Consider the following 25014-nt stretch of genomic DNA (forward strand, 5'->3'; position numbering starts at 1 on the left):
AGCAAATCACCCGCCCGCCGCAAGGCGCTTGCGATGAGAGCTGCGCCGGGTCACCACCATGATCGTCGTGATGACGGCGGCAAGCACGCCCAGACCCGGGATCACCACCAGCGCCGCCACACCGCCCACCAGCCCACCCGCGGCGGCGGCGAAGTCGCGGCCGACTCCGAAGCGCACGTTCGTCGGCTCCTGGGTCGTGCAGGTGAACTGGTAGTCGCCCTTGGCCGGCGCGTTGACCACGAGGATGAGCTGCCACTGCGTGCCGTTGACGGTGACCCGCTCGGTGCCCGACGTCTTGGCGAGCTTGGCCTGGCCGGGACCGCCGTCGATCCGGCACATGTAGTGGACCTGGCTCTCACTGGCGAGGTACACCACCGGCTTCTCTACCGGGTCCAGCGGCACGGTGACGCTCTGGCCCGCCGTGAACGTCTTGGACGGGGCCACCGCGCCCACCGTGTTCAGGATGCCGCTGACGAACACTCCCACCCCGGCCAGACCGGCGAGCAGGGCCAGTCCCCAGGCGACCGCGATCCACCGCAATCGCGGTCTGATCAACTTCGGGTCAACCTGAGGGCCGAAACGCTGCGGCGTGCCGTAAGGTCCGGGCTGGTACGGCTGCTGCTGCCCGTAGGGGCCGGGCTGGGGGTACTGCTGGCCGTATTGCGGCGGACCATATTGGGGCGGCGGCGGGCCGAACTGGGGAGGTTGCCCCTGGTACGGACCCTGTCCCGGCGGCGGACCGTAGGAGGGGGGCTGGGAGTCATCGGTCATATCGGCCAGTGTGCGCCCTATGGGCGGCCACTCGCTAGCTCCGGTGTTATCGCACCTTGTGGGCGGGAGCCGTACACTTGGCACTCGGGAACACAGAGTGCTAGACCTGTCGTTTCCTGAAAGGCAGAGGTAGGAGGTGAGCGCGTGCTCGACGATCGGAAGCTGGCGGTGCTCCGCGCCATTGTCGAAGACTACGTGTCCACCAACGAGCCGGTGGGCTCCAGGGCGCTCGCCGAACGCCACAACCTGAAGGTCTCCCCAGCGACGGTCAGGAACGACATGGCCGCCCTGGAGGAGGAGGGCTACATCACCCAGCCGCACACCAGCGCGGGCCGCGTGCCGACGGACAAGGGCTATCGCCTGTTCGTCGACCGGCTCTCGCAGGTCAAGCCGCTGTCCGGGGCGGAGCGCCGGGCGATCGAGACGTTCCTCGCCGGCGCGGTCGACCTCGACGACGTGGTCACCCGCACGGTGCGGCTGCTGGCGCAGCTCACCCGGCAGGTCGCGGTCGTGCAATACCCGACGCTGACCCGTTCGACGGTCAGGCACGTCGAGCTCGTGCCCCTGCACGACCGGCGGATCATGCTCGTGCTGATCACCAACACGGGCCGCGTCGAGCAGCGGGTGGTCGAGCTGCCCGAAGTGGTGGAGGACACCCGCATCGCGCACCTGCGCGCGGTGCTCAACGCCTCCCTCGACGGCTGCGGCCTGCTCAACGTCCCCGATCAGGTCGCCGACCTGCCCGAACGGCTGCCCGTCGAGGACCGTCCCGTGGTGGCCACTATCCTGTCGGTGCTCCTCGAGACGCTGGTCGAGCGCCACGATGAGAAGATCGTGTTCGCCGGTGCGGCCAACCTCGCCGGGGCCGACTTCTCGACCGGGCTGCGCGACGTGCTCGAAGCACTGGAGGAGCAGGTCGTGCTCATGCGGCTGCTCGGCGAGACTTCCACAGACACCCCGTCCACGCTCACCGTGCGCATCGGCTCGGAGAACCCGTTCCTCCGTGGCACGTCGATCGTCGCAACCGGGTACGGTTCTGGCGACAACGAACTGGCTCGGCTAGGCGTGCTAGGCCCCACGCGGATGGACTATCCCGTGACGATGGGCGCCGTGCGCGCGGTGGCACGCTACGTCAGCCAAATCCTGGCTGCATCATAAGAGGTCGATAAGTGGCAAACAGCGACTACTACGCCACCCTCGGGGTGCGCCGTGACGCCAGTCAGGAAGAGATCAAGAAGGCCTACCGCAGGCTTGCCCGCGAACTCCATCCCGACGTCAATCCGGACCCCGCGACCCAGGAGCGGTTCAAGGAGATCACGCAGGCCTACGAGGTGCTGTCCGACGCCAACAAGCGTCAGATGTACGACCTGGGCGGCGACCCCTTCGGCGGCGCCGGCGCGGGTCAGGGAGCGGCCGGCTTCGGCGCGGGCTTCCCGTTCAGCGACATCATGGACGCCTTCTTCGGCACGGCCGGTGGCGCCCGCGGGCCCCGTTCGCGGGCCAGGAGAGGGCGCAACGCGACCATCCGCGTCGAGCTCGACCTGAGCGAGACCGCCTTCGGCACCACCCGCGAGCTGGTCGTCGACACGGCCGTGCTCTGCGAGGTCTGCCAGGGGGCGGGCGCCGCGTCCGGCACCCACCCCGACACCTGTGACATGTGCAACGGACGCGGCGAGATCTCCCAGGTCACCCGGTCGTTCCTGGGTCAGGTCATGACCTCCAGGCCGTGCCCCCAGTGTGGCGGCTTCGGGACGATCATCCGCCACCCGTGCCAGGAGTGCTCGGGTGACGGCCGCGTGCGCACCCGCCGTACGATCAAGGTCCGCATCCCCGCGGGCGTCGAGGACGGCACGCACATCCAGCTCGCCGGTGAGGGCGAGATCGGCCCCGGCGGCGGCCCGCCCGGAGACCTCTTCCTGGAGATCGTCGAGCGCCCGCACGAGATCTTCGAGCGGCGCGGCGACGACCTGCACTGCACGGTCCAGATCCCGATGACGGCCGCCGCGCTCGGCACCAACCTCGCCGTGGAGACGCTCGACGGCTCCGAGGAGGTCGACGTGCGGCCGGGCACGCAGTCGGGCCAGGTCATCACGATGTACGGCAGGGGCGTGCAGCGGCTCAACGAGACGGGCCGCGGCGACCTGCTCATCCACGTCAACGTGGAGACTCCGCTGCGGCTCGACGAGGCGCAGGAGGGGCTGCTGCGCGAGCTGGCCAAGCAGCGTGGCGAGGAGCGGCCGCCCGGGAAGTTCGCCCCCGGGCAGCAGGGGTTCTTCTCGCGGCTGCGGGACGCGTTCAACGGCCGCTGAACGGGACGCGTTCAACAGCCGCTGAACGGACGCGTTCAGCGGCCGGTGACCAGTGAGGGCACCAGGAGCTCGCCCGGGAGGGCCACCCGGGCGGTGATGCCGTGTGGCGGCGACTCGTCCAGCCACACGCGCACGCCGAGCCGCTCGGCCAGCCTGCCCACCACGTAGTGGCCGAGGTAGCGGGTGGGGGCGGCGAAGAAGCGCCGTTCGCCACGCAGCCGGGCGTTCGCGGCGGCGCGCTCTCCCTCGGTCATCCCCACGCCCTGGTCGACGATCGCGATGTGGCACTCGCCCTCGCGGGTGCTGGCCCGGATCTCCACCTCGGTGTCGGGCGCAGAGCAGGTCAGCGCGTTGTCGACCAACTCGGTCACCAGATGCGCGATCTCGGCGACGGCGGTGCCCCTGAGCAGGGCGTCGTCCACTTCCCCCAGCACCGCGCGGCCCGACCCGGCCGCGCTCAGGGCCGAGCGGAGCACGTCGCGTACGGCCACGGGATCGGGCGGGCGGCGCGGGCGGCCGGTGGCGGGCCGGTGGGGCTCCTCGGCCGCGGGCCCCGTCGTGTCCGGGGCCTTCCCGGCGAGCCGGCGCGGCGCCGCGCGGGCGATCGTGGCAGGGACGGTGAGCAGGACGGTCAGCCGGGTCTTCAGTGCGCACGGCCAGCGCCGCGCGCGGCGGGTGTTCCTGGACGGAACGGTCATCGCTCTGGACCCCTCGTAGAGTGACCTCAGGAAGGTGCGATCGCGGCCAACCTTAATCGTTTCGTGATCCTATGGCTACTGAACGTGAAAATCTTTGGGGTGATCGCCGGTGACCGTGCCGGTATTCCTGGCCGACGGCCTCGCTGACCGCACCGGGCCGGAGCTGGTCCTCGACGGTCCTGAAGGGCGCCACGCGGCCTCGGTCCGGCGCCTGCGCGCCGGAGAGCGGATCGACCTGACGGACGGCGCCGGCACGGTCGCCGAGTGCGTCGTACGCGAGGCGTTGAAGGACGCGCTCAGACTCGACGTGCTGGGCCGCTACGAGGTGCCGCCGCCCGAGCCCAGGCTGGTCGTCGTCCAGGGGCTGCCCAAGGGCGACAGGGGCGAGCTGGCCGTCGAGATGATGACCGAGGCGGGCGTCGACGTGATCGTGCCCTGGGCGGCGGCTCGCAGCGTCACCCAGTGGAAGGGCGACAGGGCGGCCAAGTCGCTGGCCAAGTGGCGTTCGACGGCCCGGGAGGCGGGCAAGCAGGCGCGCAGGTTCCATCTGCCGGAGGTGGCCGCGCCGGTGGCCACGGCCGGGGTCGAGGCGCTGCTCGGCGGCGCGGCGCTCGGTCTGGTGCTGCACGAGGAGGCCGCCGAGCCGCTGTCGGGCGTGACGCTGCCCGCCGGGGGCGACATCGTCGTCGTGGTGGGGCCCGAAGGGGGCGTCTCGGACGCGGAACTGGCCGGGTTCAAGGCGGCGAAGGCGGTGCCGGTGCTGCTCGGCCCGACGGTGCTGCGTACCTCGACGGCGGGGGTGGCGGCGGCGGCCGTACTCCTGGCGCGTACCGGACGCTGGTGAGCTCTCAGCCGCTCACGGTGTGGTCGCGAGAGGGGTGCCGCCGAGCGGGCTGGCGAAGGTGCCGGGCGTCGTGTCGATGTCGGTCGGTGGGCACTCCTCGAGCGGGCAGGGCCCGCCGGGCATGCTCGTGTCCGACGGCGTGGGGGTCGGCGTAGGCGTCGGTGTGGGCGTCGCCTCGTCCGTGGGGCAGTCCTCCGGCGGCTGCTCCTCGGTGGGCGTCGTGGGAGTGGGGCACGTGGGAGTCGGTGTCGCCTTGGGCGTCGGCTTGCTGGTGGACTTGGCGGTCTCCGAGGCGGGCAACGGCGCGGAGGTGATCGGGGCGGGCACCACGGCGGGCGGATCGTCCGCCGGCGGGCTCGGCTTCGGCGAGGCCGGCCGGCTGGTCGAGGAGTTGGACGGCGGCTTGGACCTGGTGTCCTTGACCGGCTCGATGGTGTCCTGCTGCATGACCTTGTGGCGCAACTCCGGGACGACCATCACGATCGTGCCCGCCACCAGCAGCGCGCTGGCGGCGGCGGCGCCCGCTCGCCACCAGAACAGGTTGCGCACCCCGCGCCGCTCGATGCGGGCGCGGATGATCTCCAGTCCTTCCGGCGAGGGCACGACCGTGTCCGCCTCCGCTCGGAGCACACGGCGCAGGACGTCGCCGTACTCGTCGGGGGACTGGGTCATGACATTTTCTCCAGGACGGATCGCAAGGCGGCCATGCCACGAGCTGTGTGGCTCTTGACCGCACCCTTGCTGATGCCCATGGCGTGGGCGATCTCAGCCTCGGACAGATCACCGTAGTAGCGAAGGACGAGTGCCTCTCTCTGACGTGTTGGCAGGGACCTTAGCGCTTCGATGACGGCGGTGCGTTCGAGCTCGCCGATCGCGCCGTTCTCGGCGCTCGGAGCATCGGGCAGGCCCTTGGGCGCGTACTTCTCGACGACCGCGCGGTGACGCAGCACGGAACGGGACCGGTTGACGACGGATTGCCGCAGGTAGGCAAGTGCTTTGTCGGGATCGCGCAGTCTACGCCATGCGCCATGGATGGCGACGAACGTGTCCTGCACGACTTCTTCCGCGGTTGCCATGTCTCGCACCAGCAACACAGCGAGACGCACTAATGACCGAAAGTGCGCACTGTAAAGCGCGGTCACGGCCATGTCGGCGTCCCACCCGACCGGCACCGCCCCCAGCGACCTGTCGGCCAAGAGGGTTTCGGTGGTCACATCATTGGGACGCGCAGCCTTCCCGGAGGGTTTACGCTCTTGCGGTTCCTTAGAGGGCATTAGCCAGTCGTGTCCTCGCCAGGTGGCTTCGCCCGACCCTGAATCGTCTTGTTTTTCGGCAGTCTCGCACACTAACCCTAACCGCGAGGATCTTCGGACGCACGGCACGGCGGATTACCGATTCGCAACGGAGACAGCAGATTCCGGCCGATCTAGGATCGAGGGAGAATGCGGCGCCCCCAGTCACCCCGCAGAGCCGCCCCGGCCGCTCGGAGCGAGCGGTTGAAGGACGTGGCTGCCATCGTGACGCCACTATGGGCCTTCCTGGGGGCGGTGGCGGCGCCACTGCTGGGCGGTGGCGCGGCCGGGCGCGTGGTGTTCATCGTGGCCTCCCTGGTGATCCTGGTCCTGACCGTGCTCGTGGTGGTGGTCCTGCTCGGCGCCCGGCTCGGCCCCGTCGGGACGGCCGTCGCGTGGCTCGGCACCCTGCTGCGGGCGTTCTTCGGCGGGGTGTGGCGGCTGATCGTGTTCGTCGCCCTGCTGGTCAGGGCCGCCGTGGAGTGGGTGAGCCGGCGCACCGGGCCGCTGACGGCCGGGGCACTCGGGTTCGTCGCCGGGGTGCTCGCGGTGGTGCTCGTCCTGCAGGGCGGGCCGCTCGTACGGATCGGACTGGGCTGGGCGCTCTCCACCCCCTGTGACCAGCCGCTGGAGCTGCGGGTGCTCACCTCCGCCGAGAACGTGGCCGCCCTCCAGGCGGCCGGCCGCCGTTACGCCGACGAGAGCGCCGACCTGCGCGGCTGCCCGCGCGTGCGGTTCTCCGTGACCCCCCAGCCGCCGCTCGCCACCATGTCCCAGGCCGCCAACAAGGAGTGGAACGACCCCGCCTCCTGGAACAGCAGCACCTACCGCGCGCTGATCGCGGTCCACCCCGACATCTGGATCCCCTCCAGCGCGGCCACCGAGGAATATCTCCGCCAGGCGTTCGCCAACCTGGGCCAGGTCACCTTCGACCGGATGACCCCGGTGGCCACCTCCGCGCTGCTGGTGGCGTTCACGCCCGCGCTGGAGGCGCGGCTGGGCACGCAGTCCCCGCCAACGGACCTGCCCGGGATGCGGGCCTGGCTGGAGAGCGTCGGGGCACCCCTGGCCAGGCCACGAGCCGACCTGTCGGAGATCGGGCTCATCGCCAGCGCCGGGCTCTACGGCGCCGACACCTCCAAGGACATCTCCGACGAGATGGCCTACACCCCGCCGAACCTCCCGCTCTCCGACGCCGCCAGCCTCCTCTGCTACGCCCGCGACCGCTTCGACACCGTCAAGGAATCGCTCGCCATGATCGTGCCGGAGCACCTCGTCTACGCGGTCAACAACCACCAGGACCTGGGCGCCTGCGCTCCGGGGCGGCAGACGGCCGGCCTGTCCTGGCACCGGCTCGACGGACTGCCCACCCTCAGCTACCGCTACGTCCGGCTGAAGTGGGCCGATCAGTGGAACGACGCGCGCGAACGGGCGGTGATCGACTTCCACGACTGGCTCGCCCAGGACAAGCTCGCCCCCTACGGCTACCGCGACTCGGCGGGCGTGTCCGACCGCAAGGAACCCATGCCGCTCGGCAAAGAGCTCGACTCAGGACAGGCCGACAGCGCCGAACCGGCCACCGTCGAACCGGCCCGGCTGATCGACCGCCTCGGCAAGGCGCATCCGGAGACGTCGTTCCTGCTGCTGGTAGACGCGTCGGGCTCGATGGGCAATCCGATCACCGGCGGCACCGCGCTGCAGCGGGCCAGCTCAGGGGCCAGCACCTTGCTCAGGCGGCTGCGCGAGGGCCGCGACACAGTCCGGCTGGCCACCTTCTCCGACTCCGGCGAGATCGGCGAGACCCTGGTGACGGGCTCGGCTCAGGTGGCCGGACGGCTGGGGACGCTGGCCGTACACGGGCGCGACGCCCCGCTCGGGGACGTGCTGGCGCGGGCGGCGCCCCTGCTCGCGGACACCCCCAACCCGGTCGTGGTCATGCTGACCGACGGCGGTCACCAGGCGGGCGACCTCGGCCGTACGGTGGCCGCCCTGCGGAAGGTGAAGGGGCTCAGGGTACGGCTGCTGCTCACCGGGGAGCAGCGGTGCGACGCCGATCACATCGCGCGGTTGGTCAAGGCCGCCGGCGAGGTCGTCAAGTGCGCGCCCATCAGCCGGGCCGAGGCCGCGACGCCGTACCAGGACCAGGTCGACGAGGTCGACAAGGAGCTGACGGAGTTGTGGCGGGAGAGCCCGTGACCGCGCGGCGATGGCGGGCCGCGGCCGTGGGCGCGGCGGCCGGGGTGCTGCTCACGCTCGGCGTGGTCGGCGTCAAGGAGCGTCCGGCGCCCGCGGAGCAGTGCGTGGACGACGACGTGATCAGGGTCGCCACCGGCGATGACGTGAGCGTCGGCGGCGCGCGCAGGGAGCTGATCCGCCGCTGGAAGGGCCCGCTCGTCCAGATGATCGAGATCTCCAGGGTGGCCGACCTCAAGCGCGACGAGATGCTGGCCGCCGCCCAGGCCGACCCGTGCCAGGCGTACGACCTGCTGATCATCGACATGGCCTCGACGGCCGAGTTCGCCGCGGCCGGCCTGCTCAGCGAGATCCGGCCCGAGGACGTCCCCTCGGGGCTGGTACGCCAGGCGCGCGAGAGCGGTCAGTGGGACGGCAAGCAGTACGCGCTGCCGTTCGCGGTGGACGTGGGGCTGCTGTACCGCAGGGCCGACCTGCCGGAGCCGACGAGCTGGGACCAGCTCTGGCCCGCCGCCCGCCAGGCCGGCGCCACCTATCGCCGCGGCGGCTACCTGGCGCAGCTCGCCGACTTCGAGGGCCGGACCGTGGGGCTGCTCGAACTGCTCCGCGCCTATGGCGCCACCGTGGTGGACGACGACGGCGAGATCGTCCTCGACCAGGCGCCCAACGACCGGCGGGCGCTCGCCGCGCTGCGGTGGATGCGGCAGTGGCAGAGCGACCAGACGCTGGGGGACTCCTGGAAGGACAAGGAGGCCGAGAGCCTGGCCGCCTTCGCCGACGGGGGTGCGGGATACCTTCGGCACTGGCCGTACGCGGATCTGCAGCTGATCACCGACGGCAGAACGCCGTTCAAGCTGTCGAAGCTGCCCGGCCCCGCGACGCTCGGCGGCTCGAACCTCGCCATCACCGCCAGATCCACCAAGTACGACAGAGTCCTCAAGTTCGTGAAATACCTCCTCCAGCCGGACAACCAGCGGCAGCTGTTCGCCTGCGGCGGCTACGCCCCGGTCGTCGAGGCCGCCTACGAGGACGTGGCCGCCTGCCCCGAGGCCGACGCGCGCGAGACGGGCACCCCGCCGACACGCGACGACCTCCAGCGACTGGCCACCGCGATCAAGGAGTCGCTGCCGACGGCCACGCGGCCCAAGCTGGAGCACTACACCCGGTTCAGCGAGGTGTTCAGGGCCTGCGTGACGAAGTACCTCTTCGCCGCGGAGGAGCCCACTCTTCGCGACATCGGGATCATCGCCGACGAACTGGAGGCGGCCAAGCTTGGCAGGACCGAGGAGGGCGAGCCCTGTGGGTAGGGTGCTGCCTGTGACCGACTGCCTCTTCTGCAAGATCGTGGCCAAGGAGATCCCGGCCGAGATCGTCCTCGAGAACGACCGGGCGCTGGCCTTCCGCGACATCAACCCGCAGGCGCCCACGCACGTGCTGGTCATCCCCAAGGAGCACCACGCCGACGCGGCCGCCCTGGCCCAGGCCGACGACGGCCTGGCCGACGACGTGCTCAAGACCGCGCACGCCGTGGCCGTGCAGGAGGGCGTGGCCGAGCGCGGTTACCGGGTGGTCTTCAACACCGGGCCGGGCGCCGGGCAGACGGTCTTCCACGTGCACGCCCACGTGCTCGGCGGGCGTGATCTGCGGTGGCCGCCCGGCTGATCCGCCGCGGTGATATTGGCGCGAGCAATCAGCCTGGTCCCGGCTACGATGGGCGGAGAAGTACATCCGAACAGACCGGGAGGCATCAGGCCGCTGGCCTGCCCATGTCCGAACTACATGAATCCCGAAGAACGGCACCTCCCTCGCGCACTCAAGCCAAGGTGCTGATACCGGACGAATACCCAATGGTCAGCCTCCTGGGCTCCCGTGACGAGCTGCTGCGCGTCATCGAGGGTGCGTTCAGGGCCGACATCCACGTGCGTGGCAACGAGATCACCGTCACCGGCAGCCCTGACGAGAGCGGCGCCGTCGTGCGCCTGTTCGAGGAGCTGGTCGAGGTGCTGCGCAATGGCGGCGAGCTGACCGCCGACGCGGTCGAGCGGAGCATCGCCATGCTGCGCATGACGTCCGACCGCCCGGCCGAGGTGTTGTCGCTCGACATCCTGTCCTCACGCGGCCGGACGATCCGGCCCAAGACCGTCAACCAGAAGCGCTACGTCGACGCCATCGACCAGTTCACGGTCGTGTTCGGCATCGGTCCGGCGGGCACCGGCAAGACCTATCTCGCGATGGCCAAGGCCGTACGTGCGCTGCAGGAGAAGCGGGTCAACCGCATCATCCTGACGCGGCCCGCCGTGGAGGCGGGGGAGCGGCTCGGCTTCCTGCCGGGCACGCTCTACGAGAAGATCGACCCCTACCTGCGCCCCCTGTACGACGCGCTGCACGACATGCTGGACCCCGAGTCGATCCCCAAGCTGATGGCGGCGGGCACGATCGAGGTGGCACCGCTCGCATATATGCGCGGTCGCACGCTTAATGACGCTTTTATCATCCTAGATGAGGCGCAAAACTCCTCGGCCGAGCAGATGAAGATGTTCCTGACCAGGCTCGGCTTCAATTCCAAGATCGTGGTGACCGGTGACGTCACGCAAGTCGACCTGCCCTCGGGCACGGTCAGCGGCCTGCGGGTGGTCCAGGAGATCCTCGATGGCATCAACGACATCCACTTCTCCCGGCTGACCAGCGCCGACGTGGTCCGCCACAAGCTGGTGAGCGAGATCGTCGACGCCTACGGCCGCTACGACGCGCTTCAGGAGCCGAAGCAGATCCAGCATCGGGGGAAAAGACGTTGAGCATCGAGATCAATAACGAGTCGGGCGCCGAGGTCGGTGAGCAGGGCCTGGTCGAGCTGGCCACGCACGTGCTGGGTGAGATGGGCATCAACCCGCTCGCCGAGCTGTCGATCGTGGTGATCGACGAGCGCACGATGGCCGAGCTGCACGAGAAGTGGATGGGCGAGCCGGGTCCGACCGACGTGCTCGCCTTCCCCATGGACGAGCTGCGACCGGGAGGCGGGGCGCGCGGCGACGCCGACACCGCCGCCGACCCGGCGCTGCTCGGCGACGTGGTGCTCTGCCCGCCGGTGGCCGCCCGGCAGGCGGAGGAGGCCGGTCACAGCGCGCAGGAGGAGCTGGAGTTGCTGTGCACGCATGGCATCCTCCACCTGCTCGGCTACGACCACGCCGAGCCTGAGGAGCACAAGGAGATGTTCGGCCTGCAGGCCCGGCTCCTCGAGTCGTGGCGGGAGGTGCGCAGCCCGCGGTGAACGCCTGGTTGCCTCTGGCCATCGCCCTCGTGGTGATCGGTGGCCTGATCGCCAGTGCGGAAACGGCACTGACGCGCATCTCCAGGGTGCGTGCGGAGGAGTTCGTGCGCGAGGGGCGGCGTGGCGCCGAGCGGCTGCGGGCCATCGTCAACGACCCGCCGCGCTATCTCAACCTGCTGCTCCTGCTCCGGCTGAGCTGCGAGCTGATCGCCACGGTGATCGCGACGCTGCTGTTCATCGACCTGATGCACGACCAGGGCTGGGCGTACGTGTGCGCGGCCGCCGTCATGATCGTGGTCAGCTACGTGATCGTCGGCGTCTCGCCCCGCACCCTCGGCCGCCAGCACGCCGAGCCGATCGCGCTGGCCAGCGCCCCCATCGTCTACGGCCTGACCCGGATCTTCGGCCCGCTGCCCAAGCTGCTCATCCTGCTCGGCAACGCGCTGACCCCCGGCAAGGGGTTCCGCGACGGCCCGTTCACCTCCGAGGCGGAGCTGCGCGACCTGGTCGACCTGGCCGAGGAACGGCGGATGATCGAGCCCGACGAGCGGGAGATGATCCACTCGGTCTTCGAGCTGGGTGACACGCTCGTACGCGAGGTCATGGTGCCGCGCACCGACATGGTCTTCATCGAGCGGGGCAAGACGCTCAGCCAGGCGCTGTCGCTGGCGCTGCGCAGCGGCTTCTCCCGCATCCCCGTCGTGGGTGAGAACGAGGACGACGTCATCGGCATCGCCTACCTCAAGGACGTCACCCGCAGGGTGCACGAGTCGGACTCGGGGGAGGACGGCGGTGAGGAGAAGGTCGAGTCGATCATGCGCCCGGCCACCTACGTCCCCGAGAGCAAGCCGATCGACCAGCTCCTGCGCGAGATGCAGGCCAGGCAGATCCACCTGGCCATCGTCATCGACGAATACGGCGGGACGGCCGGCCTGGTCACGATCGAGGACGTGCTCGAGGAGATCGTGGGCGAGATCGCCGACGAATACGACCGGGAGGCGCCCCGCGTCGAGACCATGCCCGACGGCGGGCTCCGGGTGACGGCCCGGATGCCGGTCGACGAGCTAGCCGAGCTGTTCCACACCGAGATCGAGGTCGACGACGTCGAGACCGTCGGCGGGCTGCTCGCCCACGCGCTGGGCCGGGTGCCGATCGCGGGCTCTCAGGCGGAGATGGCCGGGCTCCAGTTGACGGCCGAGAGCCTCGCCGGGCGCCGTAACCGGATCAGCACCGTGGTCGTCCGCAGGGTGGCTCCGCATGAGGGTGATGTCGTACCCGCCGCCGCCGAGCACGACTGACAGCGCGCTGACCCTTTTGCGATGGATATGGCAAGTGTTCTACAAGTCTGTTGCAAGCGGCGTACGACAGCCTTAATCCCGACACCCCAGTGCGGTGGGTGTCACTGGGGGAGCATCCGAACGCCGGGTGGGGTTCGCGGCGGGAGGATGCCCCTGGGGGGACGACAACGTCTCGGTCTGCTAGCCGATCGTGACGTTGCTCGGCGTAAAGGGGGTTCACGTCCGGTAAGCCGGACGAGAACCCCCTTTTAGCGTTTGGGGCTTTGTTGGTGACTCTGGTGGATTGCCGTATTCGTCGCCCGGGGACGTTGCGAACCGGGGGGAATCATGGAACGCGGGATCACCGAACGAGGGATCACCGAACGAGGGATCACCAAACGCGGGATTATCGTCCTGGCCGTCATGGGCGGGCTGCTCGCCGGATGCGGCGGCGGGCCGGCCGAGAGTTACGTCGACGTCCAGGCCATGGCCCGGCTGCGCGAGGCGCTGAACAAGGATCCGCAGCTGCCTGACGGCTTCTCCGCCCGGTCGGAGGAGCCGTGGCGGGTGCCGTTCGCGGCGGCGGACCACAACTGCCGGGCCGCGCTGGATCCGGCCGCGGGGCGGGCGCCGGCGCTGGCGCTGACGGCGCAGGCGGCGGCCAGCTTCGAGGGGGACGAGCTGGGCGAGGTGGCCGGGGTGGGCCTGGCGCGCTACGCGGGCTCGGAGGCGGAGGGGCGCATCGAGGAGCTGACCGAGGCGCTGGAGGCGTGCCGGGCGGTGCGGGCGGGTGGTGGCACCCGGTTGCGGCTGACGATGCTGCCGGTCGAGGACGTGGGCGACGAGGTGGTGGGCGCGGAGCTGCGCGGGCGGCTGAACGGCTACCCGTACGCGCTGGATGTGATGCTCGCCCGCTCGGGTGACACGCTGGTGTCCGTCGTGCACACGGGCATCGCCAAGGTGGACCCGGAGCGTACCCGGCAGGTGCTCAGCGCCGCTGTGGGGATGGTCAGTGCTTAACCTGTGGGGATGGTCAGCGCCTAACCTAGAGTTCGTGACTCTCGATCCAGAAGACAGCAAGATCATTACGCTCGCGCGGGCGGCCAGGGCGCGCAACGGCTCGGCCGAAGGCGCCGCCGTACGCGATGAGACCGGGCGCACCTACTCCGCCACGAACGTCGCGCTCTCCTCCCTCACGCTCTCCGCGGTGCAGGTGGCGGTCGCCACGGCCATCTCCAGCGGCGCGCAGACGCTGGAGGCGGCGGCGCTGGTCACGGCGGGCGACGGGCCGAGCGCCGAGGACGAGGCGGTGGCCGCCGAGCTGGGCGTCAAGGCGCTGCTGGTGGCCGGGCCCGACGGCACGCTGAGGAGCTGACGTGGCGATTTCGCCGCATTTGGCCGCGGTGCGGGCCAAGGTCGGTTCCGATCTGCTGATGCTTCCGTCGGTCTGCGGCTTCGTGTTCGACTCGGCGGGCCGGGCGCTCATGGCGTGTCACGGCGACGTGGGCCTGTGGGCCGCGCCCGGCGGCGGCGTCGACCCCGACGAACGCCCCGAGGACGCCCTGGTCAGAGAGCTTCAGGAAGAACTCCGCATAGACGTCGCGCCGCGCGGCCTGATCGGTGTGTACGGCGGGCCCGAATTCCGCACCGTCTACCCCAACGGGCACCAGTGCGCGTACGTCATCGCCGTGTACGCCTGCGTCATCGAGTCGGGCACGCCCACCCCCGACGGCGACGAGATCACCGACGCCCGGTGGGCGACCGAGCCGGAGATCGCCGGCCTGACCACGACCACCTGGATGCCGTTGGTGCTGCCCGACGCGTTTGCCTGGTGGCGTCAACAGGGCGTTTGATAGGCCACAATGCACTATGTGACTTCGCCAGACAGCCATCGCGCCGGATTCGCCTGCTTCGTTGGGAGGCCGAACGTCGGCAAGTCCACGCTGATGAACGCCTTGGTCGGCACGAAAGTGGCGATCACCTCATCCAAGCCGCAGACGACCCGGCGCGTCATCCGGGGCATCGTGCACCGGCCCGAGGCCCAGATCGTCATCGTCGACACCCCCGGCCTGCACCGCCCCCGCACCCTGCTCGGCGAGCGGCTCGACAGCCTCGTGCTGTCCACGCTGACCGAGGTCGACGTGATCGGCTTCTGCGTACCCGCCAACGAGCCCATCGGCAAGGGCGACCGCTTCATCGCCGACAAGCTCTCGGCCGTGAAGAAGACGCCGGTCGTCGCCGTACTCACCAAGTGCGACCTGGCCTCCAAGGAGCAGATCGCGCAGCAGCTCCTGGCGCTGTCGCAGGTGGCGGAGTTCGCGGCGATCGTCCCGGTGTCGGCGCAGTCGGGTGAGCAGCTCGACGTGCTGGCCGAGGTACTGATCGAGCACCTGCCGGAGTCGCCGCCGCTCTACCCGGGCGGGCAGCTCACCGACGAGCCCGAGCAGGTGCTGGTGGGGGAGCTGATCAGGGAGGCGGCGCTGGAAGGGGTACGCGACGAGCTGCCGCACTCGATCGCCGTGGTGGTCGACGAGATGATGCCGCGCGAAGGGCGGGATGATCTGCTCGACATCTACGCGCACATGTTCGTCGAACGGCCCTCGCAGAAGGCGATCGTGATCGGCCACAAGGGCGAACGCCTGCGCGACGTCGGGACGCGGGCACGCGCCCAGATCGAGGGGCTGCTGGGCACTCGGGTCTATCTCGACCTGCGGATCAGCGTGGCCAAGGACTGGCAGCGCGACCCCAAGCAGCTGCGCCGCCTGGGCTTCTACGACTGACAGACCCTGTCACGACGGACGCCACGGGCGTTTCACGATCCACGGGCCTTTTCACGCCTGACGGCCGCGGACCAGTGACAGGACGGCGAGGGCGACCGCGGCGAGGGCGCAGGCCAGTGCGGCGAACCAGCCGTAACGGATGCCCGGCTCGATCGACAGGAACCCGAGATCGACGGAGACCCCATTGCCGACACCGGGCGGATCGACCACGAACATCACCAGCACGATCGTCGCCACCGCCCCCGGGATGACGGCCAGCGCGGCCACCCTGGGCCGGCCGAACACGCCCGCGACCCCGAGCGCCAGCGTGGCGATCCCCGCGATGAGCGCGTACACGCCAAGGCTGTCGTCGATGCCCCGGATGTCGTTGGACACGCCGCCGATGGCACCGAGCCTGGCCTCGATCCCCGTCCACGGCAGGAACGCGCAGAACACCAGCAGCGCCCCGGCCACCGCGATGACGAACGCGTAGCCACGCCGCGCCATGGGCTTCGCGGGGCTCGGTGAGAGAGAGTCGGCCACCCGATCACCTTAGGTCGGGCGCGCGGCTCCTGCCAGGCTACTGAGGGCCACACCCTCACCCCACTCCAGACGCCGGCGCAACGCGACGGCGTCGGCGGCCAGCGCGGACACCAGCACACCCGGTCCGGCCAGCGGCAACACGGCCACCCCTTCCGCGACCACGGCCCCTGAGGCGGCTTCCGACGGGGTGATCAGGGGCGGGGTGTCCTGTGGCGGGGTGATCTGGGGCACGGTGCCCACGGGCGGGGTGCCCACGGGCGGGGCGATCAAGGGTGGGGCGATCAGGGTGGTGCCGACGCAGCGGGCGTCGCCGTAGACGGCGGGGGAGGCGTCGGTGGCCGGGTCGCCGACCGTGTACTCCTGCCTGAGCAAGGGACGGCCGTCGTACGTCGCGTCGAAGCGGGCGTGGCAGCGGCCCGGCGCCTCGCCGTACCGGCCGAAGACGATCTCCTCGCGCCAGAACACCCGCGCGCCCGCCGCCAGCGTAAGCCGTACCACGAGGCGGTGGGCGCATCCGGCGGCGAGCACCGTCGGCTGCGGCGCGAAGCGGAGTGTGGCGCCCGCCCCGACGTGCGCGGAGATCACCATGACGGACTCGCCGTCGCCGGGCAGCACCAGCGTGCCGGCCACCGACCCGACCTCGAGGCTGGTGCCGGAAGCGATGTCGAGGTCGAGTTCGAGCCGATCGCCGCCGAGCGGGCCGGCCGCCGTGGAGACCAGGTGCACGGTCCGCGGCCCCGTCTGCCGCAACGTCAGGGGCGGTGCCGAGCTCAGCCCGCTGATGACCGTCCGGCCACCGGCCAGGGATGTCGCGACGGCCGCCCGAGCCCGCATCGCCCGCCGCCCAACGCCCGCCGGAGCCTGCGTCGCCCGCTGCCTGACACCGGTCTGGACCTGCATCGCCCGCCCGGCCTCTGCCTGGGCCCGCTGCCTGACGCCTCCCGGAGCCTGCGTCGCTTGCCGCCCGGTGGCCGCGAGGGTGTTCGCCGACGTGCCCTCCTGGGCGTCTGACGAGGTCTCTGACGCTGTCTCGGGCAAGCCGGTGTCAGTCATAGGGCGACGGCCTTCATGCCGCTGAGACGGGCTCGTGGGGCCAGGAAAGGGCCTGTTCGGAGACCCAGGCCGCCACGGACGACGCCGAGGGGTCCTGCCGGATCGAGGTGAACAGGACGGGTTTGTCGCCGCGTACCGCCGCTGCGTCGCGGGCCATCACGTCCAGGTCGGCGTCCACCAGCGGTGCCAGGTCCGTTTTGTTGATCACCAGCAGGTCGGCGGAGGTCACTCCCGGCCCGCCCTTGCGGGGGACCTTGTCGCCACCCGACACGTCCAGGACGAAGATCTGCCGGTCGGCCAAGCCACGGCTGAACGTCGCCGTCAGGTTGTCCCCGCCACTCTCCACGATCACCAGGTCCAGCGGGCCGAACCGGTCCTCCAGGGTCTCCACGGCGTCGAGGTTCGCGGCGATGTCGTCGCGGATGGCCGTGTGGGGGCAGCAGCCGGTCTCGACGGCGAGGATGCGTTCCTGGTCGAGTACCCCGGCCCGGCGCAGGAAGTCGGCGTCCTCGGTCGTGTAGATGTCGTTGGTCACCACACCCAGCCGCAGGGAGCCGCCGAGCGCGCGGCACAGGGCGGCGACCAGGGCCGTCTTGCCGCTGCCCACCGGCCCGCCCACGCCGAGGCGGAGCGCTCTGCCGTGGTGGGCGGGCGCGTGGTGATGGTCGTCGTGATTGGCGCCCATGGCGTGTCCTTCCTAGGAGACGAACAATCTGACCTTGGCCCCCGCATGCCGCTCGGCCAGCAGGTCCAGCGCGGGGGCGGACCGGGCGGGCAGCTCGGCCCAGAGCCGGCCGTACCCGGTGGCGTCAGAAGCGGTGGTGGTGAGGTCGGACGGGGTGATGTCAGAGGCAGCGGTGGCGAGGTCCGGGGGCAGGTCGGACGGCGTGGCGTCGGAAGCCGTGGCGGCGAGGTCCGGGGCCAGGTCGGCGAGCAGGCCGTGGACCGCGACCGGGTCCAGGCCGAGCAGACGGACCGCCGCCGTGGCCGGGCCGGTGATCGCGTGGTAGGCCGCCGCCAGAGCGGCGTCCTCGGGCGACCCTCCCGCCGCGTGCGCCGCCGCGCCGAGCGCAATGGGGTGATGGGGATTCGGTACGGCCAGCGCCAGGTGGCCGAGCGCGACGGCGTGACGGCGATTCGGTACGCCCGCCGCCAGGTCGTCTAGCGCGACGGAATGACCAGGATTCGGTCCGGCCACCGGGTCGTCGGGCGTGGGCGACGGCCACAGGCGGCGGGCCACCCGCAGGAGCAGCCTGCCCTGGGTCCTGGAGGCGGTCCGCTGGGCTGGGGAGGCGGTTCGGGCGTCGGCCTCCGCGTCCAGGAGGCTCCACAACGCGCCGAACGCCTCTGGCCGGGCCCGCGCGGAACCCTCCGTCCCTGAACTCTCCTGCGACCGTGCCCGCGCGCAAGCCTCCGTACGCGAGCTCTCCTTGCCCAAGGCGCAGGCGGAGGCGGCGAGGGCGGCGGCGACGTGCCCGGAGGTGCGCAGGCGGCCCCTCAGGAAGGCGGCCAGGGACGCCAGGTCGTGGACCGCGCCCGTGGCGATCACCTGTTCGGTGCCGCCCGAGTGGGCGTGGCCCCCGGCCGGGAGCCGGGAGTCGGTGAGGAGCAGGAGCGCGGGGTTCATCTGAATGGTGGCGCGGAGACCCGGTCCTTCAGGACCGGGAGAAAGCGCCACCCCTCCTTTCGAAAACAGTATGGAAAGACTCGGTCACGTTCGGCAATGTGTGCGGTGGGTGAGGACGCTGTGACAGGAGGTGTGCGATGGCGATCCGCCGCTCCGCCACCAAACGCCACGGCCTGCCCACGACCGTGCAGCTCCGGCTCACACCCACCCCGGCCCAGGTCGACGCCCTGGCGGTAGCGGTGCAGGTGTGCAACCAGGCGGCGACCGTCGTCTCCCGCCTGGCCTGGCAGCACCGCGTCTTTACCGTGGTGGAGCTGCATCGGCTGGCCTACTACGAGGTGCGCGGGCAGGTGGCCGGGTTGGGCGCGCAGGCGGCCGTGCGGGCGATCGCCCGGGTCGCGGGCGCGTATGCCAACCGGCGCGCCAGCAAGAAACGCGCGCACATCTTCCGCCCGCAGGGCGCCGTCCCGTACGACGCCCGGCTGATGAGCTTCAATCGTGATGCCCGAACGGTGTCGCTGTGGACTCCCACCGGCCGCGTCACCATCCCCTACACCGGCCGACCAGAAGACCTCAAAGCCATCGACACGCTGCCGAGAGGGGAGGCGGACCTGATCTGCCGACGCGGCGTCTGGCTGCTCCAGGTCGCCCTCACTCTGCCCCAACCGGTGGTGCGTGAGCCGGTCGACGGCTTTGTCGGGGTGGATCAAGGGGTGGCGAACCTTGCGGTCACCTCCGATGGTGCGGTGTTGCCCGGACCCGCGCTGTCGGAGCCGGTCGGCGGTAACGGCCACGTCCGCACCCTGCGGGAGCGGCGGCACCGGCAACGCCGACGCCTGCAGAAGAAGGGCACGCCTGCGGCGCGGCGGGTGCTGCGCCGCCTGTCCGGTCGTGAGCACCGGATGATGACCGACCTCAACCACCAGATCAGCAAGTTTGTGGTGCGTGAAGCCGAACGCACCGGCCTTGGTGTCGCCCTGGAGGATCTGCAGGGCATCCGCGGACGGGTAAGGGCTCATCGGTTCCAGCGGCGTACCCTGCACAGCTGGGCGTTCGCCCAGCAGATCGCCTTCACCCGCTACAAGGCCGCCCGAGCCGGAGTCGCCTTCGTCCTGGTCGACCCCGCCTACACCTCGCAGGCATGCCCGGACTGCGGGGACGTCAGCCGGGCGAATCGGCCGGCACGGGGCCGGTTCGTCTGCAAAAGGTGTGGCCTCGCTGGGCACGCCGACCACATCGCAGCCCGCAACATCGCCACACGCGGCATCGCGGGCTGGGCTGCCATCAACCAGCCACACGCTACCGGCCTCCCTTCACCCAGACGGGACCGCGAGAGCAAACCACCAGCTTCACCCGGTGGTAGTTGATCAGAACAGGAAGTAGCGCTGGGTCATCGGGAGTGTCTCGGCGGGCGCGGGTTCGATCAGGTCGCCGTCCACGCGTACCTCGAACGTGTCCGGGGCCACGTCGATCCGGGGCAGCGCGTCGTTGAGCGGCATGGCGTCCTTGCCCCGCCCTCGTACGTCCGCCACGGCGACCAGGCGGCGACGGACCGCGAGGCGGTCGGCGAGGCCCGCGTCGAGGGCGAGGGGTGAGACGAAGTGCAGCGAGGTGGCGGCGGCCGTGGCCGGGGCGGCGCCGAACATCGGGCGGGGCAGCACCGGCTGCGGCGTGGGGATGGAGGCGTTCGCGTCGCCCATCTGGGCCCAGGCCACCACGCCGCCCTTGAGCACCAGCGTGGGCTTGACGCCGAAGAACGCCGGGTCCCAGAGGACGAGGTCGGCGAGCTTGCCGCGTTCGACGGAGCCGAGTTCCGCGTCGAGGCCGTGGGCGATGGCCGGGCAGATCGTATATTTCGCGATGTAGCGGCGGGCGCGGAGGTTGTCGGCGGGACCGCCCAGAGCGCCGCGGCGGCGCTTCATGACGTGCGCCGTCTGCCAGGTACGGATGATCGTCTCGCCGACGCGGCCCATCGCCTGCGAGTCGGAGCCGATCATCGAGATCGCCCCCAGGTCGTGCAGGACGTCCTCGGCGGCCATCGTGGTGGGCCGGATCCGGGACTCGGCGAAGGCCAGGTCCTCCGGGATCGACGGGTTCAGGTGGTGGCAGACCATCAGCATGTCGAGGTGTTCGTCGAGCGTGTTGATGGTGTGGGGCCTGGTGGGGTTCGTGGAGGAGGGCAGGACGTTGGCGAACGACGCCATCCTGATGATGTCGGGCGCGTGCCCGCCCCCCGCCCCTTCTGTGTGATAGGCGTGAATCGTCCGGTCGCCGATGGCGGCCAGCGTCGACTCGACGAACCCGGCCTCGTTGAGCGTGTCGGTGTGGATCGTCACCTGTACGCCGTGCGCGTCGGCCACCTTCAGGCAGGCGTCGATCGCGGCCGGCGTGGAGCCCCAGTCCTCGTGCAGCTTGAACCCCGAGGCGCCCGCTTCGAGCTGTTCGACCAGGCCCTCGGCGCTCACCGTGTTGCCCTTGCCGAGCAGCGCGAAGTTGAGCGGGTAGGAGTCGAGCGACTCCAGCATCCTGGAGAGGTACCAGGTGCCGGTCACCGTGGTGGCCTTGGTGCCCTCGACCGGCCCGGTGCCGCCGCCGACGATGGTGGTGACGCCCGCGCCGATCGCCTCCTCGAGGATCTGCGGGCAGATGAGGTGCACGTGGGAGTCGACGGCGCCCGCGGTGAGGATCTTGCCGTTGCCGCTGAGGATCTCGGTGGAGGGGCCGATGACGATGTCGACCCCGTCCATGGTGTCCGGATTGCCGGCCTTGCCGATGGCGGAGATCCGGCCGTCGGTGACGCCGACGTCGGCCTTGACCACGCCCCAGTGGTCGAGGATCACCGCGCCCGTGATGACCAGGTCGGGCGCGCCCTCGGCCCGGGTCGTCCTGGCCTGGCCCATCGACTCGCGGATCACCTTGCCGCCGCCGAACACCGCCTCGTCCCCGGCCCCCGCCGGCCCCACGGACAGGTCCTCGGTGACCTCGACGAACAGGTCGGTGTCGGCCAGCCTGATGCGGTCGCCCGTGGTGGGGCCGTACAGGGCGGCGTATCGAGCACGGGAGATGTCAGCCATCGAGGGGGCCCGCCCATTCCGGTCGCAGGCCGGGCACCACGCGGCGCCCGGCGATCGGCACCAGGGTCACGTCGCGCTCGACGCCCGGCTCGAACCTGATCGCGGTGCCCGCGGGCACGTCGAGCCGCATCCCCCAGGCGGCGTCGCGGTCGAAGGCCAGCCCGGGGTTGGCGGCGGCGAAGTGGTAGTGCGACCCGACCTGGACCGGCCGGTCGGCGGTGTTGACGACCCGGACCGTCACCCTCGCCCGCCCCGGATTGAGCGGGATGTCGTCGGCGGGATGCAGATATTCGCCCGGAATCACGGGATCGGCCTGTGCACGGTGACCAGCTTGGTGCCGTCGGGGAAGGTCGCCTCGATCTGGACGGAGTCCAGCATCTCGGGCACCCCCTCCATGACGTCGTCCCGCCCGAGCACCGAGCGCCCGGCGTCCATCAGATCGGCCACGGTCCGCCCATCCCTTGCCCCCTCCATCAGGAACGACGCGATGATCGCGGTAGCCTCTGGGTGGTTGAGGCGCAGGCCCCTGGCCTGACGCTGCCGGGCCACCCCGGCGGCGACGTGGATGAGCAGGCGCTCTTGCTCGTGTGGGGTAAGCCGCATGGCCCGGACCTTAAGAACCGGCCGTTTCCGCGATGTTGCCGGGGGATGTCGAGTCGGTTTCCGCTCGGGCCACCCGTCTCAGCCCACCATGCTTCACCCCACCATGGGCAGCGCTTGGGAGCGGCCCAGATCGTCCTCCAGCGCCTCAAAGACCGCCAGCGCCGACCCCGCCAGCTCCCTGGCCCGCTCCGCCGCGCCCTCCGCCTGGTTCACCCGGGCCAGGGCGAGCAGGGCGTACGCGTCGAGCAGCTGGTCGCCGAGCCGTACGGCGATCCCTCTGGCCGTCTCGGCGGCCGTCCTGGCGTCGGGGACCGCGTGCTGCGCCAGCCGTACCGAGGACAGATCCAGGAGCGTGTCGGCCTGCCGGTAGCGGTCGCCGAGCGCGGCGAGGTGGACGGCGGCGGTCTGGAGGCGGTCAGCGGCCTCGTCGAGGCGGCCCGCGCGGTGCAGGACCACGCCCAGCACGCGCAGCGCTTCGGCGGCGTCGCGATCGTTCTCCGCCGCCTTCAGGCAGCCGAGCAGGGCGCGCTCGGCCTCGGGCAGCCGGTCGCGTTCGAGGTGGACGCGGCCGAGGCGCCGCCTGGTGTGGTTGACGTCGCGGGTGCGTCCCTCGCGCAGGAACATGCCGAGCGCCAGCCTGAGCCGGTCGTGCGCCAGGTCCCACTCCCGTTCGGCCAGGTGCAGGTCGCCCAGGTCGCGCAGGATCAGCGCCTCGCCCATGGTGTCGCCCGCGCGCCGCGCGGACTCCAGCGCCGCCGCCGTGACGTGGCGCCAGTCGTCGAGGAAGCGGTGGCGTTCGAGGTAGGGCCCGAGCAGGTGGGCGAGCCGTCGGCAGCCGTCGTCGAGGCCGGCCTGATGGAGGTCGGAGACCAGGCTGACCAGGAAGGCCCGCTCGGCGGCGAGCCACTCGACCGACTCCCTGATGTCCCTGGTCGCCACGAGGGTGCCCGGATCGCCGGAGACCAGCGAGAAGCGCGAGGACCGGACCCTGGCCAGGACCATGTCCATCAGCCGTACGAGCGCGTCCGGCGCGCCCTGGCCCGCTTGCTCGCGGGCGAACAGGCGGGTCAGGTCGTGCAGCCGGTAACGCACCTGCCCGGCCACGTCGACCACGTGCGTCTCCAGCAGCCCGGCGTCGACCAGCGCCTCGGCCTGCCCGCCGAACAGCTCCGCCACCCAGTCCGCGAAGTCCGGCGCCGACAGCGCGCCGAGCCCGCGCAGTGTGGCCTTGGCGGGGCCGGGCAGGCCGTCGTAGCCGATGGCGAGCACGCTGCGCACGGCCTGGTCGCCGGAGCGCAACCCGTCGAGCCGCTCATGCTCGTCCTGCAGCAGGCCGACCAGGTAGTCGACGGTCCATCCCGGCCGGGCGGCCAGCCGGGATCCGGCGATGCGCAGCGCGATCGGCAGCCCGCCGCAGAACCTGGCCAGCCTGCCCAGCGCCTCGTCGGCCACCCGGCCGGAGGTGCGGACGAGCAGGTCGAGCGAGTCGTCCTCGCCGAGCACGCCTACGGACACGCGGGTCGCGCCGGACAGGCCGCCGAGCGAGGAACGGCTGGTGATGACCGTGGGGCAGGACGTCAGCAGCGGCCGCACCTGGCTCTCGGCCGACGCGTTGTCGAGCAGCACCAGCAGCCGGCGGTTGGCCGCGTACGTACGGAAAAGTCGCTCTCGCCCGTCGAGCGAGGCGGGGACGGCCTGGGCCGGGCAGCCCAGCCAGCGCAGGAAGTCCTCGAGCACCGCCGCGGGCGCCGTCGTCTCGCGCAGGTCGGCGTACAGGATCCCGTCGGGGAAGCGTTCGCGCTCCCGCCAGGCGACGTGCACGGCCAGCGCCGACTTGCCCGCGCCCGCCTGCCCGTGCACCACGACCTGCCCGCCCGCTATCGGCTCGACCGCCACAAGCTCGACCGCCACAAGATCGAGGAGGTCGGCGCGGCCGGTGAACCCGGTCACGTCGTGCGGCAGCAGCACCGGCGGCCCCGCCGAGACGTGCAGCGACACGTCGTCGTGCAGCATGCGGTGATAGAGCAGCTGCAGGTCGGAGTCGGGCTCGATCGCGTGGCCGTCGTCGAGCGCCTCACGTAACGCCGCGTACGCGTCAAGGGCCTCCGCCCGCCGCCCGCTCCGGTAGAGCGCCAGCATGTACTGGCCGCGGAAGCGCTGCCAGAGCGGATGCTGCCCGGCCAGCCGCCGCAGCTCCGACAGCAGTTCGCGGTGACGGCCGGCGTCGAGGTCGAGCTGCACCCGGCGTTCCAGGGCGAACAGCCGCAGCTCCTCCAGCTCCTCGCGCAGCCGCCGCGTCTCCACCCAGCGCTCCCCGTCGGGGTCGAGGTCCTCGAGCGCCGGTCCGCGCCACAGAGCCAGCGCCTCCTGGTACGAGCCCCGCTCCACCAGCGATCGGAAGCGGTCGACGTCGAGCTGTTCCGCACCGATGGCCAGCGTGTACGTGCCGGACACCGTGGTGATCACGTCCTTGCCGATGAGCTGGCGCAACTGCCCGACATAGCCCCGGACCAGGGAGTCGGACCGGTCGCCGCCCTCGCGCGGCCACAGCAGCCCGCGCAGCCGTCCGACGGTGAGCGGGCGGCGCGCGTTGAGCACGAACATCGCCAGCAGGTCGCGGTGCTTGGGCGCGCTCGGTGTGCGGTCGCTGTCGCCGTCGAGCACTTCCAGCGGACCCATGATGCGAAATTCCACGCGGCCTTC

At 71.1% G+C, this 25014-nt stretch carries 26 protein-coding genes; 14 read left to right on the forward strand and 12 right to left on the reverse strand.

The genetic code is table 11. From position 1 onward, the window contains the following. Positions 1–6 precede the first annotated feature (6 nt). Positions 7–771 (reverse strand): hypothetical protein, encoded by a 765-nt coding sequence (locus AB0J16_RS07145; RefSeq protein ID WP_358535536.1) that lies wholly within the window; start codon positions 769–771, stop codon positions 7–9. 144 nt (positions 772–915) lie between these two features. Here AB0J16_RS07145 and hrcA point away from each other — a divergent pair, with 144 nt between their 5' ends. Both hrcA and dnaJ read left to right on the forward strand, forming a co-directional pair. Further along, positions 916–1929 (forward strand): heat-inducible transcriptional repressor HrcA, encoded by a 1014-nt coding sequence (gene hrcA, locus AB0J16_RS07150; RefSeq protein WP_357947237.1) that lies wholly within the window; start codon positions 916–918, stop codon positions 1927–1929. Positions 1930–1940: 11 nt separating this feature from the next. Next, positions 1941–3080 (forward strand): molecular chaperone DnaJ, encoded by a 1140-nt coding sequence (dnaJ, locus tag AB0J16_RS07155; protein WP_358535538.1) that lies wholly within the window; start codon positions 1941–1943, stop codon positions 3078–3080. Positions 3081–3115: 35 nt separating this feature from the next. On the opposite strand, the gene AB0J16_RS07160 is transcribed toward dnaJ, so the two are convergent. Beyond that, positions 3116–3778, reverse strand: coding sequence for an ATP-binding protein (locus AB0J16_RS07160; protein ID WP_358535540.1), 663 nt, complete (start codon positions 3776–3778; stop codon positions 3116–3118). Between the two features lie 109 nt (positions 3779–3887). On the opposite strand from AB0J16_RS07160, the gene AB0J16_RS07165 reads away from it, so the two are divergent. Next, positions 3888–4622: a 16S rRNA (uracil(1498)-N(3))-methyltransferase gene (locus AB0J16_RS07165; protein ID WP_358535542.1), complete on the forward strand. Its 735-nt coding sequence runs from the start codon at positions 3888–3890 to the stop codon at positions 4620–4622. Positions 4623–4634: 12 nt separating this feature from the next. Here AB0J16_RS07165 and AB0J16_RS07170 read toward each other — a convergent pair whose 3' ends face one another. Beyond that, the gene (locus AB0J16_RS07170) at positions 4635–5294 is read right to left on the reverse strand and encodes a hypothetical protein (protein WP_358535544.1); all 660 of its coding nucleotides are present in this window, start codon (positions 5292–5294) and stop codon (positions 4635–4637) included. Then, positions 5291–5770: a SigE family RNA polymerase sigma factor gene (locus AB0J16_RS07175; RefSeq protein ID WP_214638568.1), complete on the reverse strand. Its 480-nt coding sequence runs from the start codon at positions 5768–5770 to the stop codon at positions 5291–5293. The genes AB0J16_RS07170 and AB0J16_RS07175 overlap by 4 nt, the downstream gene beginning before the upstream one ends. 357 nt (positions 5771–6127) lie before the next feature. Here AB0J16_RS07175 and AB0J16_RS07180 point away from each other — a divergent pair, with 357 nt between their 5' ends. The 10 genes from AB0J16_RS07180 to era all read left to right on the forward strand — a co-directional run bounded on the left by AB0J16_RS07180 (position 6128) and on the right by era (position 15432). Further along, positions 6128–8110, forward strand: coding sequence for a vWA domain-containing protein (locus tag AB0J16_RS07180; RefSeq protein ID WP_358535546.1), 1983 nt, complete (start codon positions 6128–6130; stop codon positions 8108–8110). Then, entirely contained in the window at positions 8107–9414 is a 1308-nt protein-coding gene (locus AB0J16_RS07185; RefSeq protein ID WP_358535548.1) for an extracellular solute-binding protein, read from the forward strand. The genes AB0J16_RS07180 and AB0J16_RS07185 overlap by 4 nt, the downstream gene beginning before the upstream one ends. Before the next feature lie 4 nt (positions 9415–9418). After that, positions 9419–9769, forward strand: coding sequence for a histidine triad nucleotide-binding protein (locus AB0J16_RS07190; protein ID WP_225291013.1), 351 nt, complete (start codon positions 9419–9421; stop codon positions 9767–9769). Between the two features lie 104 nt (positions 9770–9873). Beyond that, positions 9874–10902 carry a PhoH family protein gene (locus tag AB0J16_RS07195; protein ID WP_358535550.1) on the forward strand — a complete coding sequence of 343 codons (1029 nt, stop codon included), beginning with the start codon at positions 9874–9876 and terminating at the stop codon, positions 10900–10902. After that, entirely contained in the window at positions 10899–11375 is a 477-nt protein-coding gene (gene ybeY, locus AB0J16_RS07200) for an rRNA maturation RNase YbeY (protein WP_358535552.1), read from the forward strand. The genes AB0J16_RS07195 and ybeY overlap by 4 nt, the downstream gene beginning before the upstream one ends. Continuing rightward, positions 11372–12673 carry a hemolysin family protein gene (locus tag AB0J16_RS07205; RefSeq protein WP_358535554.1) on the forward strand — a complete coding sequence of 434 codons (1302 nt, stop codon included), beginning with the start codon at positions 11372–11374 and terminating at the stop codon, positions 12671–12673. Before ybeY ends, AB0J16_RS07205 begins: the two co-directional genes overlap by 4 nt. Positions 12674–13000: 327 nt before the next feature. After that, positions 13001–13672 (forward strand): hypothetical protein, encoded by a 672-nt coding sequence (locus AB0J16_RS07210; protein ID WP_358535556.1) that lies wholly within the window; start codon positions 13001–13003, stop codon positions 13670–13672. Between the two features lie 34 nt (positions 13673–13706). Next, a complete protein-coding gene (locus tag AB0J16_RS07215; RefSeq protein WP_358535558.1) occupies positions 13707–14027 on the forward strand; it encodes a cytidine deaminase in 321 nt (106 codons plus the stop codon). Between the two features lies 1 nt (position 14028). Further along, entirely contained in the window at positions 14029–14505 is a 477-nt protein-coding gene (locus AB0J16_RS07220; protein WP_358535560.1) for an NUDIX domain-containing protein, read from the forward strand. Positions 14506–14514: 9 nt separating this feature from the next. Next, entirely contained in the window at positions 14515–15432 is a 918-nt protein-coding gene (gene era / locus AB0J16_RS07225; RefSeq protein WP_358535562.1) for a GTPase Era, read from the forward strand. Positions 15433–15483: 51 nt separating this feature from the next. Here era and AB0J16_RS07230 read toward each other — a convergent pair whose 3' ends face one another. Genes AB0J16_RS07230 through AB0J16_RS07245 form a run of 4 tightly spaced genes read right to left on the reverse strand, consistent with a single transcriptional unit; the run spans position 15484 to position 18634 of the window. After that, the gene (locus AB0J16_RS07230) at positions 15484–15954 is read right to left on the reverse strand and encodes a hypothetical protein (protein ID WP_358535564.1); all 471 of its coding nucleotides are present in this window, start codon (positions 15952–15954) and stop codon (positions 15484–15486) included. Positions 15955–15963: 9 nt separating this feature from the next. Then, positions 15964–17007, reverse strand: coding sequence for an urease accessory protein UreD (locus tag AB0J16_RS07235; RefSeq protein ID WP_358535566.1), 1044 nt, complete (start codon positions 17005–17007; stop codon positions 15964–15966). Positions 17008–17020: 13 nt separating this feature from the next. Next, the gene (ureG, locus tag AB0J16_RS07240) at positions 17021–17692 is read right to left on the reverse strand and encodes an urease accessory protein UreG (RefSeq protein WP_358535568.1); all 672 of its coding nucleotides are present in this window, start codon (positions 17690–17692) and stop codon (positions 17021–17023) included. A 12-nt stretch (positions 17693–17704) separates the two neighbouring features. Further along, complete coding sequence (locus AB0J16_RS07245; protein WP_358535570.1) at positions 17705–18634, reverse strand: urease accessory UreF family protein; 930 nt, start codon at positions 18632–18634, stop codon at positions 17705–17707. A gap of 137 nt (positions 18635–18771) precedes the next feature. Between AB0J16_RS07245 and AB0J16_RS07250 the strand changes: the two genes are divergently transcribed. Next, the gene (locus AB0J16_RS07250) at positions 18772–20001 is read left to right on the forward strand and encodes a transposase (protein WP_358535572.1); all 1230 of its coding nucleotides are present in this window, start codon (positions 18772–18774) and stop codon (positions 19999–20001) included. Here the strand turns inward: AB0J16_RS07250 and AB0J16_RS07255 are convergent, their stop codons facing one another. From AB0J16_RS07255 to AB0J16_RS07270, 4 genes are all read right to left on the reverse strand, one after another. Further along, a complete protein-coding gene (locus AB0J16_RS07255) occupies positions 20002–21708 on the reverse strand; it encodes an urease subunit alpha (protein ID WP_358535574.1) in 1707 nt (568 codons plus the stop codon). After that, on the reverse strand, positions 21701–22012 hold the full coding sequence (locus AB0J16_RS07260; protein ID WP_358535576.1) for an urease subunit beta: 312 nt from the start codon (positions 22010–22012) through the stop codon (positions 21701–21703). The genes AB0J16_RS07255 and AB0J16_RS07260 overlap by 8 nt, the downstream gene beginning before the upstream one ends. Continuing rightward, a complete protein-coding gene (locus AB0J16_RS07265; protein WP_358535578.1) occupies positions 22009–22311 on the reverse strand; it encodes an urease subunit gamma in 303 nt (100 codons plus the stop codon). Before AB0J16_RS07265 ends, AB0J16_RS07260 begins: the two co-directional genes overlap by 4 nt. A gap of 93 nt (positions 22312–22404) precedes the next feature. Beyond that, positions 22405–25005: a BTAD domain-containing putative transcriptional regulator gene (locus AB0J16_RS07270; RefSeq protein ID WP_358535580.1), complete on the reverse strand. Its 2601-nt coding sequence runs from the start codon at positions 25003–25005 to the stop codon at positions 22405–22407. Between the last annotated feature and the right edge of the window lie 9 nt (positions 25006–25014).

It is taken from the genome of Nonomuraea sp. NPDC049750 (assembly GCF_040659625.1).
In the GTDB taxonomy this organism is placed as follows: domain Bacteria; phylum Actinomycetota; class Actinomycetes; order Streptosporangiales; family Streptosporangiaceae; genus Nonomuraea.